Below are 13,600 nucleotides of genomic sequence, written 5' to 3' on the forward strand. Positions count from 1 at the left end.
AAAGGGGGTATTAGTTTATTTTACGTTTTCTTCTAAGTAAGAGATGGCTTGGCCAACTGTTCCAATGTTTTCTGCCTGATCATCAGGAATTGAAATGTTGAATTCTTTTTCGAATTCCATAATTAATTCAACTGTGTCTAATGAGTCTGCGCCTAAATCGTTTGTAAAGCTTGCCTCAGGAGTAACCTCAGATTCTTCAACTCCTAATTTATCAATGATTATTGATTTCACTTTTTGTGCTATTTCAGACATGTTTTTAATGTTTTAATAGTTAAAATATCTGCAAAGAAATACATTAAATGTATTAATGTCAAACAATTTAAATAAAGTTATTGACGCGGCAAAAATGCTGAATATTAGCATAAAAACTTATAGTATTTGCAAAATTTCGCCAACTTTGAGGTTGGAAAAGGATTTGGTGTCAAATATTTAATCCTATATATATTAAGGTGTAGGCACCTAAATCATGCTTTAACGGAGGGCTAAGCAACAAATACTAAGCTTAAATATAAGTGAAAAAAACGAAACTTGTCATCGAATATGAATACGAATTTGATCTTTTAGGGATCATTTCTTCGGTGAAGTTCTACAAATTAGCCTGGTATATAAATAAACATTTGAAAATAAGATTTAAAAAAGAAGAGGATCTAAAGCTAAATGTTACCGGCAACCGTTCTTCTTATTTTGGAAATTATTTATTCGAAACAGAAAACAATGATGTGTGGCTATATAAAAATAAAAGCGTGGATGGAGAGGCGTCCTTTCTTATTCCTGAAATGCAACATTTCGACTACCTGATCAAGTCTGACAAGGAGTCGCAAACGTTTGCATGTGAAGAAATACTGAAAGGGCTTAAAGAAGTCCCGTGGATTGAATATATTGCCAACATTGAAGTAAATAAATTAAAGTCTAAAGACAATCTTTTAACTTAATATGGATCAGGAAATACAGTTTAACAAAACTAAAATTGTAGCAACCGTGGGCCCTGCCTCTAATAGTAAGGACATGCTCCGAAAACTAATGGAAGAGGGAGTGGACATCTTCAGGTTGAATTTCTCACATGGAACTCACGAGGACCATGCAAAAGTAATACAGTACGTTCGCGAACTCAATGAAGAATTAGGCAGTCATGTTTGTTTACTTCAGGATTTACAAGGACCTAAAATTCGTTTGGGAGAAGTAGAAAAGGGTGCTGTTATTGAAACTGGCCAGAAATTCGTTATTACTAGCGAAGAAATGGTGGGTAATAGCCAAAAGGCTAGCACTGTTTACCAAGGACTTGTTAACGATGTAGAAATCGGAGACATGATTTTGATCGATGATGGAAAGATCGAATTAAAAGTTACTGGTAAAAACGATAAAGAAGTAGAGACTGAAGTAATTTTTGGTGGAAGCATTAAGTCAAGAAAAGGAATAAACATGCCTTTTACTAAGGTATCGGCTCCTTCGCTTACTGAAAAAGATATAGCTGACTTAGAGTTCGGGTTGCCTCACGATATCGAGTGGGTAGCACTTTCTTTTGTTAGATCTGCTGATGATATCAGAGATTTAAGAAGAAGAATAAGAGAGGGTGGAAAAGATAGCCGTATCGTTGCTAAAATTGAAAAGCCTGAAGCTATCAATAATATTGATGAAATTATTGCAGAAACTGATGCAGTAATGGTAGCTAGAGGTGATTTGGGTGTTGAAATCTTCATGGAAGAAGTGCCAATGGCTCAAAAAATGATCGTTGAGAAATGTAATAAATTGGCTAAGCCTGTAATTATTGCTACTCAAATGATGGAGAGTATGATTGAGAACCCTCGTCCTACACGTGCAGAGACTAATGATGTGGCTAATGCGGTAATGGATGGTGCTGATGCACTTATGCTTTCTGCTGAGACTGCTGCTGGTTTATTCCCTGTAGAGGTAATCAGAAGTATGGTTAAAACCATTACTAGTGTAGAAAGACAAGCTGATGTTTATTTCAAACATGAGCCTAATGATAAAGAAGATCCTTTATTCAATAACAACTCATTAATTTTAGCTGCTTGCCGTTTAGCGCAAATTTCTGATGCTAAGGCTATCGTAGGTATGACTGCATCTGGTTATACTGCATTTAAAGTAGCGGCCAGAAGACCTAAAGCTCACATCTTTATCTTCACAAACAACAGACCTTTATTAAATACGATGAATTTAATTTGGGGTGTTAGAGGTTTTTACTACGACAAAGAAGAGTCTACAGATAAAACTTTTGCTGACATTGAAGAGATACTTAAGAAGAACGGTCACATCAAAGAAGGTGAAGTATTCATCACCACTGCTAGTATGCCATTAGATGCAAGAGGCAGAACAAACACAATTAAACTTAACGTAGGTTAAGTAATACCAATCATTTATGGATCAGGTTAGAAGGATAACTTGATCCTCATTACTATTTTATTGACAATTAACAAGGGGCAAGGGGCCTCCGTTAATTGCTCAATAAAATCTTGTCCCTTTTATTTTCCAGGTCTTACCAAAACCACCATTTCTTCCTTATCTACTGCTACTGCACCTGCAGGGTCACCTTTGCGTTTTCTTACATATTTTCTAGGTGTAACTATTACGGGGCATAGTGTATCATTTTTTCTTTTAGAATAATACGCTGCCAATTCTGCTGCTTTTTCAATTACATCTTTAGGTATTTTTTTGCCAGCTTTTTGTTTTATAAGTACATGAGAGCCACTTACGTCTTTGGCATGCAGCCATAAATCTTCTTTGTAAGAATATTGTTGCAGCATCAAATCATTGTTTTTGGCATTTTTTCCAACCCAAATATCATAACCATGGTGGGTGAAAGCATTAAAAGGTCTACTGCCTTTATCTTGCTGAACAGTGTCACTTTTCTGTATTTTTTTAACTACTGACCGTAACTCTCGTAAGTCTTCGGTCATTTCTATTTCCAGAATTTGATCTTCTATTTCATTTACCAATTCTTTTTTTGAATCTAAATTCTCTTCGAGGGCTTTTATTTCAATAGCCTGATTTTTAGCTTTTCTATAGTAGTTTTCTGCGTTTTTCTGTGGGCTTAACTCCTTTTTTAAGTTGATGGAAATTGGGGCGTTGTTGTTATAAAAGTCTTCCAGCTCAACAGTTTTGGTTTGAGGCTTTATACGGTGCATATTAGCCATTATAATGTCGGCTAGTTGACTGTAGTTACTTTCAGATTTTATCTGATTAAGTTTTTTAGAGGTTTTTGTAATATAACTTTGAGTTTGTTTTAATACTTTATTGAGCTGGTTAAGGCTTTGATTTTTAGTGTTACGAATGGTGAATTCGCTAATGTATTTGATAAAAAAAAAGTTGATGGCTGTGATGGCTTTATCAAATTGGTTAAGAACTTTGCCAGATGAGATTAAACTCAGGTGTAAACTAGAGTCTTGCTGCTCAGTAATGTGAAAATTGGACTTATCAAGTTCAGAAACTAAATTTTGTAATGCCGTCCATCTCTCTTCGGTAGATAGGTCCTCAATTTTAATTTCCTCTTTTAGGTAAGCAGTTATCTCTTTTCCAAAAGTGGGGTAGAGTTTGTAAATATCTCCATTATGCTCTTCAAATGCTTTAAATGATTGGTCAATAGGCCTGTCGATAGTCAATAAGTCGATATCAAAATCATTTTTGAGATTCTTTTTGAAGACAGAAATAATTTCGTTTTGCTGGAAAAGAATCAGGTTGGACCTATTGCCATGCATTTTAAATAATAGAGTGAAGCCATCTTCAAATATCAAAGAAAAACACCGTTCGTTGAGATATTGACGGGTATCAATAACTTTTTTATTTATGATAGGCTGCATTAAATTCACGCTATTCTTTTTTGCTCTGCTGAAGTCATCAGGGAATGTGAGGCAACAAAAGTTAGGGTCTAGGTGGGCTTTAATATAGAAGTCTTCTTTGTTGGCTAATGAAAACCCAAAAATCAACTCATCTTTATTTTGAGAAAAGCATTCTATTAAGCTAGCAGATTGGAGTATAGGCTTAAGCTCAGCACTAAGGTGCTTTAAGAAATAGTAATTATTATGCATAAATTAAACGTCCAGTGTGAGTCCATCGTAGGCCAGGTGGACATTTTCTGGTAGCGTTTTTTCTATGTCTCTATGCAGGCCCATTCGGTGACCAATATGTGTTAGATAAGTTATTTCGGGGTTGAGTTCTTGGGCTAAAGCTATGGCCTGCTCAAGATTAAAATGAGATATGTGAGTTTCGTGTTGTAAGGCATTTAAGATTAGTACTTTGGTGCCTTTTATTTTTTCTTTTTCAGTTTCTGAAATATGGTTAGCATCTGTGATGTAGGTGAAGTCATCAACCCTAAAACCATAGACAGGCAACTTATAGTGCATAACCTCAATAGGTGTAATATCTATTCCTTCTATGCTAAAAGGTGCACCATCGAGCTCTTTGGTGTGTATTTGTGGCACGCCAGGGTATTTTACTTCTGTAAAAGCATAGCTAAATTCCTTTTTAAGCTGCTCTATAACTCTAGGCCTGCCATACACAGGCATATCTTTTTTTTGCTTAAAATTGAAAGCTCTTACATCATCTAACCCAGCAGTGTGATCTTTATGCTCGTGGGTGAAGATTATAGCATCAAGGTTTTTGATACGTTCTCTTAGTATCTGCGATCTGAAGTCCGGTCCAGTATCAATCACAAAGCTTTTACCGTTTTTTTCAATATGTATTGAAGAGCGGGTTCTCTTGTCATGAAAATCCAATGACTCGCATACCTCGCATTCGCACGCTATTACAGGTACGCCTTGTGATGTTCCGGTGCCTAATACAGTTATTCTCACAGTTCTAGTTTTGTCTGCGCCAACTGATCGTACAACTTTTGATTTTTCTCGCTCAGTTGGCCTTTGTCTATGTCTACTGTTTTAATGATTTCTAATAAACAGTTGATTTTACCATCAAGCGCAAAGTATTTATTGACAATAATTACTTTATTGTCATTGAGAACACACCAACCAGAATTAAAGTTACCCTTTTCGTATCTTAAAATATACTCTGTTTCTGCAATAAGATCTTCGAGCTTATTTAAGAAGTGTTTAGAGTATTTTACATCCATACGTTAAGAGTATTTTTTTACAGCATCTACCAATGCATCATAATCCAATGGTTTAATTAGATATTCATTGATTCCTGCTTCTTCAAAATCTGTTTTGTCGTAGTTTTTATAATTGCCTGAAATAGCTATGATCGGAATATTAGCCTTTTTAGAGTCGCTTAAACCTCTGATTTTTTTTGCTAGTTCCATTCCATCAGCACCTGGCAAAATAATGTCAAGGATTACTACATCATAATCATTACCTTCTATTTCTTTAAGTACGGTGGTGCCTGATTTTATGCCTTTGATATCATAGCCTTGTCCTTGAAAAATCTTCTTCGATAAGGTTTGAATTACCGGGCTATCATCCGCAAGTAAAATTTTTTTTCCCATTGTTAACGTTTAGTTTATTAAACTTTGTAATTCTATAACGAAACTCTCGTAGTGAGTTTTTAACTGAATCAAATCAGTCTCAAAATTAGGATATTTTTTGTTTTTTGCTTTATCCTCCATGATTTCGGCTTGTCCAGCAAGTTTTTCTACTCCCAATGTACTCGCATTTCCTTTCAAGGTATGTAAAACATCTGACATCTCCTTGAATTTTTCTTGTTTATGGAGAGTAGAACAAGCACTTATTTGAGATTGACATTCATTATCAAACTCGATAAGTGTTTCTCTCAAAACCTCATCACCTGCATATTTACGCAAAGTTTCTAAAGTCTTTACATTGATATCCAATAAAATTCTTTCATCATCCTTCACTTCTTTTTCATCAGAATTATCCATTTCTGATGAAGTCCATTTTTTCACCTGTTTAAAAAGTACCCTGGGCTGTATGGGCTTCGGCACGAAATCATCGAAGCCAGCTCCAAGAAACTTCTCTTTATCTCCATGCAGCGAATAGGCTGTCATGGCTATAACGGGAGGTATATGTTCACACGTCTCTCTTATTCGTTTTGTAGTTTCTATACCATCCATATCAGGCATCTGTATGTCCATTAATACAATGTCGTATACATTGTTTAAACATAAGTCTATGGCCTTTATTCCTCCATCTGCAGTAGTCACATCTCCTCCAGCATTTTTTAGCATTTCTGAGGCCAGCTCAAGGTTTACTTTATTGTCATCTACTACCAATATTTTAGGATTATGATTTAGATTAACTAATTCTTCCTCAGGAATGTTTAGCTCTTCTTTTATTTCTACAGGCTCGGTTTCAAATGTAAACCAGAAAGCACTGCCTTTACCTTGCTCTGATTTTATACCGATTTTACCGTTTAAAAGTTTTATTATTTTTTTAGAGATATGCAGCCCAAGGCCAGTGCCTTTATATATTTTGCTTCGGCTGCTGTCTAATTGTGTAAATATGGAAAATAGTCTCTCCTGATCTTCTTTTTTAATGCCTATGCCGGTGTCTTTTACCTTTCCTTTTAATATCAGGTGTCCATTTTTTTTGTTCTTTTTCAGTTTTAGCGATGCGGTTACTGAGCCCCCAGCAGGGGTGAATTTTATGGCATTAGACACTAGGTTGCTGTATACCTGTAGCAACTTAGTTTCATCAGTTACTATATGTGAAGGTATGCTATTATCAAGCTTTTGCTTGAGAGCTATTCCTTTGTCTTTGGCTTGCTGCTGATATAGTAAAATTAACTTGCTTAATAGCTCGTTAGTATTTACAGGAGTTTGTTTTAACTCCATTTTTCCTGCTTCTATTTTAGAAATATCTAACAGGTCGTTGAGTATGTTTAGAAGTATGTCCGAAGAACTTTTTAATGCCTTTACATGGCGAGTCTGCTTTTCGTCTAAAGAGGTTTCGTCCAATAAGTGTAGCATGCCAATGATCCCGTTTAAAGGGGTGCGGATTTCATGACTCATGTTAGCCAGAAATTTCTCCTTTATTTTAAGAGATTTTTCAGCTAGTTCTTTAGAGCGTTGTAGTTCTTCAGTGGTTTTCTTTAATTCTGAAATGTCTCGGGCCACTCCCTCAATGCATTGCGGTTCGCCAGCGTCATCATAAATTATACGCATATTGCATATGCAGTATATTATTTTTCCTGATTTATGAACCAAGCTGGCTTCAAAGTTACGCACGCTTCTGTCGCGCCTTAAAGTCTGTAGTAGGTGCTTGGTTTTTATATTGTATAGGTAGTAGTTAGTAACATTTTTTCCTAGCAGCTCTTGCTCGCTATATCCGGTGATGTCTTCTACCGAAGGGCTTAGCATGCTGAGTATACCTCTGAAATCGCAGCGGAAATATAAATCTTGAAATGACTCGAAAATGTTACGGAATTTTTCTTCGCTTTTAATTAAAGCGAGTTTTGATTCCATCTTTTCGGTAATATCATAAGCAAGGCCAGAAACACCTGTAATATCACCGCGTGAATCGTAGATGGGAGTTAAAAATACTTCCTTCCATCCGTGAGTATTGTCAACATCAATACAAATTTCGAAATTACTAGAGCTGCCTTTTAATGATTGCTCATACTTGGTATTCCAAAATTTTTCTAAGTTAACGTAAGTTACAACTCCGCCTTTTTCGTACCCAACTTTTTCGCCTGCATCTTTTTGCAAGAAGAAGTTGAAATAGTTTTGGTTAAAGCTGGTGAGGTCTTTTTCTGAGTTGATGGCCCATATAATGAGAGCCCCACCTTCTAGTATGGCATTGGTAAATGAGTTTTTGTGTTGCTCATCGGATAGCCGCCTCTGTAAATCAGATATTTGGTCTTCTAACTGCTTTATGGTGGGGGTGTTCTCTTTCATGGGCTGTGAATATAATAAATTCTACAAATAAAAAGTGTTCTTATATTATAAGCGCATTGGGTAAGTGTTTTTATAGCTATATTTTTGTGTCGATGGAAAAAGAGAAATACCTGATAGTAGTGGTGGGGCCTACGGCAGTAGGTAAAACTAGCTTGTGCATTCAGCTGGCTAATGATTATAATACTGAAATAGTATCGGCCGATTCTAGGCAAATATTTAAAGAACTGAATATAGGAACAGCTAAGCCTACAGCAAAGGAGCAACAGCAGGCTAAGCATTATTTTGTAGATTCTCATTCTATTCATGATAGTTATAATGCTGGAGATTATGAGCGCGATGCTATTTTAAAACTAGATGAATTGTTTTTGCAGCACGACTATGTGGTGTTAACGGGCGGATCGGGCTTATACGTAAAAGCTGTAACAGAAGGAATGGCCGAAATGCCAGAGGTAGATGAAAGCATTAGAGAGAAGCTGCGGGTAAGGTTAGCCCATGAAGGGCTTGATGCGTTAGTATCTGAATTAAAGCGCTGCGATCCTGAATATGCTGCAGAAGCAGACCTTCAAAACCCTCAGCGTGTAATGAGGGCTTTAGAAATTTATGAAGGTACTGGTATGAAATTTTCCTCTTTTAGAGATAACAAAAAGAAGAAAAGGAATTTTAAAACAATAAAAATTGGACTGACTCGCAATAGGCAAGAACTTTATGACCGTATTAACCTTCGTATGGACCAAATGATCGAACAGGGGTTGTTTAAAGAAGCCGAAGAGTTTTTTCCCTTTAGAAGTATAAATGCTTTACAAACCGTGGGCTATAAAGAGATTTTTGACTTTATGGAAGGTAAATATGATAGGGAGGAGGCTGTAAGGTTACTAAAGAGAAACAGTAGAAGGTATGCTAAAAGACAATTAACCTGGTTTAGTAAGGAGGAAGATATGATGTGGTTTCATCCTGATGATTATGATAATATAAAAAGATATATAGATAAAGTCACTAGAGCCTTATAAATGGCAAAATTGGTGAAATTATTTTAACTTGGAGAGCGTTTGACTTTTACTGAAGTAAACTATTATGAAAAAGATATTATTTAGCTTGTCAATTTTTGTTGTATTTATTGTTGGTTCAGCATTTATAAAGGAGACCGATGGTGATAGTTGTCAGCAAAAAGTGGAGACCGTAGAGGAGGAAGACGAAAGTCCTGTGCATTGGATGTCTTTTGAGGAGGCTGTAGAAAAATCAAAAGAGGAAAAGAAAAAGATATTTATAGATGTGTATACCACATGGTGTGGTTGGTGTAAGGTGATGGATAAAAATACTTTTAACAACCCTACTATTGCAGAATATCTAAATGAAAATTTCTACCCTGTAAAGCTAGATGCAGAGCAATCTGAAGATATTGTTTTCAAGGGTAATACCTATCAGTTTGTGCCTTCCGGAAGAAAGGGGTATCATCAGTTGGCTGCCGCTTTATTACAGAATAAGCTGAGCTTTCCTACGGTGGTTTTCCTTGATGAAAATTTCAATATGATTCAGCCGTTACCAGGCTATCAAAAAGCTCCTGAATTTGAAAAAATAGTAAAGTTTATAGGCGGAGATCATTATAAAAACACAAAATGGGAGACTTGGACTAAAGACTTTCAATCTGAGTTGAATTAATAAATTAGTCTTTTATTTTGGGTAATGACAGGTTGTATTTGATAGCTACTATTCTTATGGTAATAATAGCAAGAATAGTAATGGCATAAGCAATACGAATATCTAAACCAGAGTAAAAGTCTAAAATCAAAAAGATGGCCGCGCCTAATAGGCATGCAGTGGCATATATCTCTTTTCTAAAAATGAGAGGTATTTCATTGCACAAAATATCTCTTATTACACCGCCTACTACTGCCGATACCATGCCCATTACAATAGCCAAAAATGGGTTCAGGTTCAGCATCAAGGCTTTTTGCATACCACTGATGGTAAAAAGGGCAATGCCTAGGGTGTCAAAGACGAAGAAAGTGCGCTTCATATTAACGATATACTTTCTGAATAGTATAGTAAACGGGAGTGCCATTAAAATAATCAATGGATAATTAGTGTCTTGAATCCAAGCTACAGGATAATTTCCTAGCAGCACATCTCTTGTAGTGCCTCCACCCACAGCTGTAACAAAGCCAATGACGCTGGCCCCGAAAATGTCCAGTTCTTTTTTTGCAGCCAGCCTAATGCCGCTGATGGCAAACACAAAAGTACCTATAATATCGAGAGTATAAAGGAGCGTCATGGTGCGTTTTTTCGCGAAGATCACAGTTTTTTACAATATAAGAAAGAATAAACATTGAAGGTACACGATGGTAACAGGGTTATTTTTAATTCGTGATACGATTATGTAAATTTGTGCTTCCTTGAAAATCAAGGATTGAATCAAAAAAATAAAATACCAAATTCATGTCTGAAGCAAAAAAAGGCGACAGAGTAAAAGTACATTATACTGGTAAACTTAAGGATGGAACTATCTTTGACTCATCAAAAGATAGAGATCCTTTAGAGTTTGAAGTAGGAGCAGGAATGATGATTGCAGGTTTTGATAAGGCTGTAACCGGAATGAAAATAGGTGATTCTAAAGTAGCTGATATCCCTGCCGATGAGGCATATGGTCAGCGTAATGATGAGATGGTGGTTGAAGTACCTAAGACTCAGCTTCCTCCTGATTTAAAGCCTGAAGTAGGACAGCAATTAGCTATGCAGCAGCCTAACGGTCAGTCTGTGCCTGTATTAGTAAGTAAAGTGAGTGAAGAGACTATTGAGATTGATGCTAATCACCCACTTGCTGGAAAAGATTTAGTTTTCGAAATTGAATTAGTTGAGATTGGATAATTTCTATTCAACTTTAAAAATATAAAAGCTGCCTATTCAGGTGGCTTTTTTTATGTTGATACCAATAGGGTATAAAAAAAGCCCTTTCGTATGAAAAGGCTTCTGATATCTTAAGAATCGATTGAATTTCGATTTTAGTGGTGCTTAGTTTCTGTGTCTTGCTTTTTGTTAGTCTTAATGAAGTCAAGAGCGCCAATTGCTGCTCCAAAACCTACTAAACAAGCCACGATAGTGATAAATGTGCTGGCTCCATCACCAATAAACTGTGATTCAAACATAATATTTAATTTTAAGAGGTCCTTATTTGCTCGCTCAAATTTAGTAGATAAACATGGTTTAGTAAAGGTATTAGCCTTCTTTTTTCTGAAACGGATCTATATAATTCATTACATATCATTTCATGGTTTTTATACGTTCTTAGAAGCATGGAAGATCATTACCGAAAGCTTGAACACGTCTATCTTCATGAGGCTCCTATCAATAAATTTTATAATCCTGATATAAAAATTTCTAAAGGAGAGGCTGAAATTACCATTACTTTGGAAACGAAGTATTTTCATGCAGCCAATGCTGTACACGGGTCAGTGTATTTCAAAATGTTAGATGATGCAGCTTTTTTTGCTGTTAATTCATTAGTTACTGATACTATGGTGCTGACTAAAAATTTTAATCTTTACTTTATTAGACCTGTGGTATATGGTAATAAAAGCTGTAGGCAAGGTAGTGAGTAATGCACGAACTTCATTTGTAGCGGAAGCTATTTTATATAATGAAAAGGGGAAAGAGATTGCCAGAGGCAGCGGTGAATTCGTAAAAAGTAGTATTGAGCTTAATGAAAGAATAGGCTATTAAGGATACAAGAGCATAAGTCAGGCCTTTGCTTATGCTCGATCCGTGATGTTATTATAAAATAGTGTTCAACTTGCCACCATCTACTCGTAATGCAGCACCATTGGTAGCACTGGATAAAGGAGAGGAGATGTATGTTACCATATTGGCTATCTCTTCGGGTGTAATAAATCGTTGCAGTAAAGAGCTTGGACTTGAATGCGATATTATACTTTCTTTAATAACATCTATTGACTGATTACTTGCTGAAGCCATCTGCTCTATAGTTTGTGATACACCATCGGAATAAGTAGGACCGCCAAGAATGGTGTTTACTGTTACTTCACTATTTTTGGTGAGTTCAGCTAGGCCTCGGCTTATTGATAGCATAGCTGTTTTTGTAGTACCATAGTGAATCATGTTTGATGGAATGTTTACACCAGATTCACTGCTGATGAAAATTATTCTGCCCCAATTCTTTTTAAGCATTTTAGGTAGTAGCTCACGCGATAATCTGATGCTGCTCATAACATTTACTTCAAACATTTTGAGCCAATCATCATCAGTGATTTGATCAAATTCTTTGAGTTCAAAAATGCCTACATTATTGATCAGGATATCAATGCTGGGAAGTTGAGCTAACAGTTGCTTGACTTCTGCACGATTGCTGAAGTCAGCGGCAATTCCTGATATCTTGGCACTAGGGTATTCAGAGCGTAGTTTTTCTAGAGTGATATTGAGTTTTGTGGAATTACGGCCATTAATGATGACCTGAGCTCCTTCTGATAACAAGCTTTTGGCAATACTTAGTCCTATACCCTGACTTGACCCACTGATAAAGGCTGTTTTTGATGATAAATTTAAATTCATAGTTTTTTACCTATTTTTGTAATGATCATTACAAAAATAGGTAAAAAAATTAATTCAGTATACTAAGTTGCATTTCAATTTGTTCTGTAAGTGTTTGCTGATCAGGATAAATTCTCCTTAAAACATTGAGGCCACTCCAAAAAGTGATTAAATACTTTCCTAGAATATGGGCGGGAGTTGTGTTGTTCATTTGTCCTGTTGCCTGCGCCCGTGCAATGGCTGCGGTATACATTTCTTCTACTTCTTGTAGTATCCTTGTGGCATCTTTCTCTAAATCTTCATCAAGAAATGTCATTTCCACAACTGTGTTAACAATTAGGCAGCCTTTTAAATGACTGTCGTTAGACTCATGAGCAATGCTCTTATAGAAATCTTTTATCAGCTCTAGAGGTGTTTCAGATTTTTCTAACTGAATTTTGAAGGTGTTAAAAGCCTCTCTTCTTTGTTCTATGGCTTTTTTGAAGAGTTCTTTCTTTCCGCCTTTGTAGGCATTATAAAAGCTTCCATTTCCCATGCCCATAACTTTAAAAAGTTCGCTCAGTGAAGTAGCTGTATAACCCTTAGTCCAAAATAGGTTTTGAGCTTTTATTAATACATCCTGATCATTATAGCTACTGGGGCGTCCGCGCATAAGTCTTGCTTTTATGCAAAAGTATTAAAATACTGGTGATTTGCTTTATATTGAAAGGTTCGTCTATTTACTTTTGGCTTCACTAAATCTACCTGCAGCAAATGAATGCTGAGAATTTAAGGGTGCACAGCACCCTTGATAAGTGAGTAAGTGCGGTGTTAAGCCGATTTTCCTTTGATCAGGACTTTTAGTGCACCGGTTGACCATAGTGCCCAAACGATTAGTACGGGTTGAAAAAAAAGTCGGATCAGTCTTTTTTGATCAGTATCTAGTCCAAAAGCATCTCTATGGTGAATGTATTGCGCTATATTCCCAGGAAAGATTAAAATATAAAAAATTGCTAAGGCTATGCCTACATATACTCTTTTAGAGCGCCAAAAGATCATGCTTGTTCCTAGTATAAATTCTACTACGCCAGAAAGTATCACCACCATATCTTTACTGATAGGAATCCAGTTGGGAACCTGTGCCTGAAATTCTTCGCGTTGAATAGTTAAATGACCAACAGCGGCTAGTACCATAAATAGGCCTAATATAATTCTAAATACTTTTTGTGCGGTAGAGGTTGGGGTAGAGCTTTTCATAAATTT

Annotated in this window: 18 protein-coding genes; 7 read left to right on the forward strand and 11 right to left on the reverse strand. The window is 36.1% G+C overall.

The window, feature by feature from the left end; genetic code table 11:
* Positions 1 to 15: 15 nt before the first annotated feature.
* Positions 16 to 252 carry an acyl carrier protein gene (locus ACXACQ_RS10730; RefSeq protein ID WP_474975942.1) on the reverse strand — a complete coding sequence of 79 codons (237 nt, stop codon included), beginning with the start codon at positions 250 to 252 and terminating at the stop codon, positions 16 to 18.
* Positions 253 to 512: 260 nt separating this feature from the next.
* On the opposite strand from ACXACQ_RS10730, the gene ACXACQ_RS10735 reads away from it, so the two are divergent.
* Both ACXACQ_RS10735 and pyk read left to right on the forward strand, forming a co-directional pair.
* Entirely contained in the window at positions 513 to 932 is a 420-nt protein-coding gene (locus ACXACQ_RS10735) for an IPExxxVDY family protein (protein WP_474975943.1), read from the forward strand.
* A 1-nt stretch (position 933) separates the two neighbouring features.
* Positions 934 to 2,361, forward strand: coding sequence for a pyruvate kinase (pyk, locus tag ACXACQ_RS10740; RefSeq protein ID WP_474975944.1), 1,428 nt, complete (start codon positions 934 to 936; stop codon positions 2,359 to 2,361).
* Positions 2,362 to 2,480: 119 nt separating this feature from the next.
* Here pyk and ACXACQ_RS10745 read toward each other — a convergent pair whose 3' ends face one another.
* Genes ACXACQ_RS10745 through ACXACQ_RS10765 form a run of 5 tightly spaced genes read right to left on the reverse strand, consistent with a single transcriptional unit; the run spans position 2,481 to position 7,819 of the window.
* Positions 2,481 to 4,043 carry an NFACT RNA binding domain-containing protein gene (locus tag ACXACQ_RS10745; protein ID WP_474975945.1) on the reverse strand — a complete coding sequence of 521 codons (1,563 nt, stop codon included), beginning with the start codon at positions 4,041 to 4,043 and terminating at the stop codon, positions 2,481 to 2,483.
* Between the two features lie 3 nt (positions 4,044 to 4,046).
* Entirely contained in the window at positions 4,047 to 4,808 is a 762-nt protein-coding gene (locus tag ACXACQ_RS10750) for an MBL fold metallo-hydrolase (protein WP_474975946.1), read from the reverse strand.
* Positions 4,805 to 5,080: a hypothetical protein gene (locus ACXACQ_RS10755; protein WP_474975947.1), complete on the reverse strand. Its 276-nt coding sequence runs from the start codon at positions 5,078 to 5,080 to the stop codon at positions 4,805 to 4,807. The genes ACXACQ_RS10750 and ACXACQ_RS10755 overlap by 4 nt, the downstream gene beginning before the upstream one ends.
* Before the next feature lie 3 nt (positions 5,081 to 5,083).
* Positions 5,084 to 5,452 (reverse strand): response regulator, encoded by a 369-nt coding sequence (locus ACXACQ_RS10760; RefSeq protein WP_474975948.1) that lies wholly within the window; start codon positions 5,450 to 5,452, stop codon positions 5,084 to 5,086.
* Between the two features lie 9 nt (positions 5,453 to 5,461).
* Complete coding sequence (locus tag ACXACQ_RS10765) at positions 5,462 to 7,819, reverse strand: response regulator (RefSeq protein WP_474975949.1); 2,358 nt, start codon at positions 7,817 to 7,819, stop codon at positions 5,462 to 5,464.
* A 92-nt stretch (positions 7,820 to 7,911) separates the two neighbouring features.
* Here ACXACQ_RS10765 and miaA point away from each other — a divergent pair, with 92 nt between their 5' ends.
* Together miaA and ACXACQ_RS10775 are read left to right on the forward strand one after the other, a co-directional pair.
* Positions 7,912 to 8,826 (forward strand): tRNA (adenosine(37)-N6)-dimethylallyltransferase MiaA, encoded by a 915-nt coding sequence (miaA, locus tag ACXACQ_RS10770; protein WP_474975950.1) that lies wholly within the window; start codon positions 7,912 to 7,914, stop codon positions 8,824 to 8,826.
* A gap of 64 nt (positions 8,827 to 8,890) precedes the next feature.
* The gene (locus tag ACXACQ_RS10775) at positions 8,891 to 9,475 is read left to right on the forward strand and encodes a thioredoxin family protein (RefSeq protein WP_474975951.1); all 585 of its coding nucleotides are present in this window, start codon (positions 8,891 to 8,893) and stop codon (positions 9,473 to 9,475) included.
* Positions 9,476 to 9,479: 4 nt separating this feature from the next.
* Here the strand turns inward: ACXACQ_RS10775 and ACXACQ_RS10780 are convergent, their stop codons facing one another.
* Complete coding sequence (locus tag ACXACQ_RS10780) at positions 9,480 to 10,088, reverse strand: trimeric intracellular cation channel family protein (RefSeq protein WP_474975952.1); 609 nt, start codon at positions 10,086 to 10,088, stop codon at positions 9,480 to 9,482.
* 164 nt (positions 10,089 to 10,252) lie between these two features.
* Here ACXACQ_RS10780 and ACXACQ_RS10785 point away from each other — a divergent pair, with 164 nt between their 5' ends.
* Positions 10,253 to 10,681, forward strand: a complete 429-nt coding sequence (locus ACXACQ_RS10785) for an FKBP-type peptidyl-prolyl cis-trans isomerase (protein WP_474975953.1) — start codon at positions 10,253 to 10,255, stop codon at positions 10,679 to 10,681.
* Between the two features lie 134 nt (positions 10,682 to 10,815).
* Here the strand turns inward: ACXACQ_RS10785 and ACXACQ_RS10790 are convergent, their stop codons facing one another.
* Positions 10,816 to 10,959: a hypothetical protein gene (locus tag ACXACQ_RS10790; protein WP_474975954.1), complete on the reverse strand. Its 144-nt coding sequence runs from the start codon at positions 10,957 to 10,959 to the stop codon at positions 10,816 to 10,818.
* A 147-nt stretch (positions 10,960 to 11,106) separates the two neighbouring features.
* Between ACXACQ_RS10790 and ACXACQ_RS10795 the strand changes: the two genes are divergently transcribed.
* Both ACXACQ_RS10795 and ACXACQ_RS10800 read left to right on the forward strand, forming a co-directional pair.
* A complete protein-coding gene (locus ACXACQ_RS10795) occupies positions 11,107 to 11,412 on the forward strand; it encodes a PaaI family thioesterase (RefSeq protein ID WP_474975955.1) in 306 nt (101 codons plus the stop codon).
* Positions 11,378 to 11,533, forward strand: a complete 156-nt coding sequence (locus ACXACQ_RS10800) for a hypothetical protein (protein WP_474975956.1) — start codon at positions 11,378 to 11,380, stop codon at positions 11,531 to 11,533. Before ACXACQ_RS10795 ends, ACXACQ_RS10800 begins: the two co-directional genes overlap by 35 nt.
* 51 nt (positions 11,534 to 11,584) lie before the next feature.
* Here ACXACQ_RS10800 and ACXACQ_RS10805 read toward each other — a convergent pair whose 3' ends face one another.
* From ACXACQ_RS10805 to ACXACQ_RS10815, 3 genes are all read right to left on the reverse strand, one after another.
* Entirely contained in the window at positions 11,585 to 12,379 is a 795-nt protein-coding gene (locus tag ACXACQ_RS10805) for an SDR family NAD(P)-dependent oxidoreductase (protein WP_474975957.1), read from the reverse strand.
* 49 nt (positions 12,380 to 12,428) lie between these two features.
* The gene (locus tag ACXACQ_RS10810; RefSeq protein ID WP_474975958.1) at positions 12,429 to 13,010 is read right to left on the reverse strand and encodes a TetR/AcrR family transcriptional regulator; all 582 of its coding nucleotides are present in this window, start codon (positions 13,008 to 13,010) and stop codon (positions 12,429 to 12,431) included.
* A 158-nt stretch (positions 13,011 to 13,168) separates the two neighbouring features.
* Entirely contained in the window at positions 13,169 to 13,594 is a 426-nt protein-coding gene (locus ACXACQ_RS10815; protein ID WP_474975959.1) for a DoxX family protein, read from the reverse strand.
* Positions 13,595 to 13,600 lie beyond the last annotated feature (6 nt).

Source organism: Fulvivirga sp. AWR4_260 (assembly GCF_056158185.1).

Excerpts from the sequence above, each read along its gene's own strand:
- ACXACQ_RS10730 (WP_474975942.1), bottom strand. The coding sequence starts at position 252 with ATGTCTGAAATAGCACAAAAAGTGAAATCAATAATCATTGATAAATTA.
- pyk (WP_474975944.1), top strand. The coding sequence starts at position 934 with ATGGATCAGGAAATACAGTTTAACAAAACTAAAATTGTAGCAACCGTG.
- ACXACQ_RS10745 (WP_474975945.1), bottom strand. The coding sequence starts at position 4,043 with ATGCATAATAATTACTATTTCTTAAAGCACCTTAGTGCTGAGCTTAAG.
- ACXACQ_RS10755 (WP_474975947.1), bottom strand. The coding sequence starts at position 5,080 with ATGGATGTAAAATACTCTAAACACTTCTTAAATAAGCTCGAAGATCTT.
- ACXACQ_RS10760 (WP_474975948.1), bottom strand. The coding sequence starts at position 5,452 with ATGGGAAAAAAAATTTTACTTGCGGATGATAGCCCGGTAATTCAAACC.
- ACXACQ_RS10765 (WP_474975949.1), bottom strand. The coding sequence starts at position 7,819 with ATGAAAGAGAACACCCCCACCATAAAGCAGTTAGAAGACCAAATATCT.
- miaA (WP_474975950.1), top strand. The coding sequence starts at position 7,912 with ATGGAAAAAGAGAAATACCTGATAGTAGTGGTGGGGCCTACGGCAGTA.
- ACXACQ_RS10775 (WP_474975951.1), top strand. The coding sequence starts at position 8,891 with ATGAAAAAGATATTATTTAGCTTGTCAATTTTTGTTGTATTTATTGTT.
- ACXACQ_RS10780 (WP_474975952.1), bottom strand. The coding sequence starts at position 10,088 with ATGACGCTCCTTTATACTCTCGATATTATAGGTACTTTTGTGTTTGCC.
- ACXACQ_RS10785 (WP_474975953.1), top strand. The coding sequence starts at position 10,253 with ATGTCTGAAGCAAAAAAAGGCGACAGAGTAAAAGTACATTATACTGGT.
- ACXACQ_RS10790 (WP_474975954.1), bottom strand. The coding sequence starts at position 10,959 with ATGTTTGAATCACAGTTTATTGGTGATGGAGCCAGCACATTTATCACT.
- ACXACQ_RS10795 (WP_474975955.1), top strand. The coding sequence starts at position 11,107 with ATGGAAGATCATTACCGAAAGCTTGAACACGTCTATCTTCATGAGGCT.
- ACXACQ_RS10800 (WP_474975956.1), top strand. The coding sequence starts at position 11,378 with ATGGTAATAAAAGCTGTAGGCAAGGTAGTGAGTAATGCACGAACTTCA.
- ACXACQ_RS10805 (WP_474975957.1), bottom strand. The coding sequence starts at position 12,379 with ATGAATTTAAATTTATCATCAAAAACAGCCTTTATCAGTGGGTCAAGT.
- ACXACQ_RS10810 (WP_474975958.1), bottom strand. The coding sequence starts at position 13,010 with ATGCGCGGACGCCCCAGTAGCTATAATGATCAGGATGTATTAATAAAA.
- ACXACQ_RS10815 (WP_474975959.1), bottom strand. The coding sequence starts at position 13,594 with ATGAAAAGCTCTACCCCAACCTCTACCGCACAAAAAGTATTTAGAATT.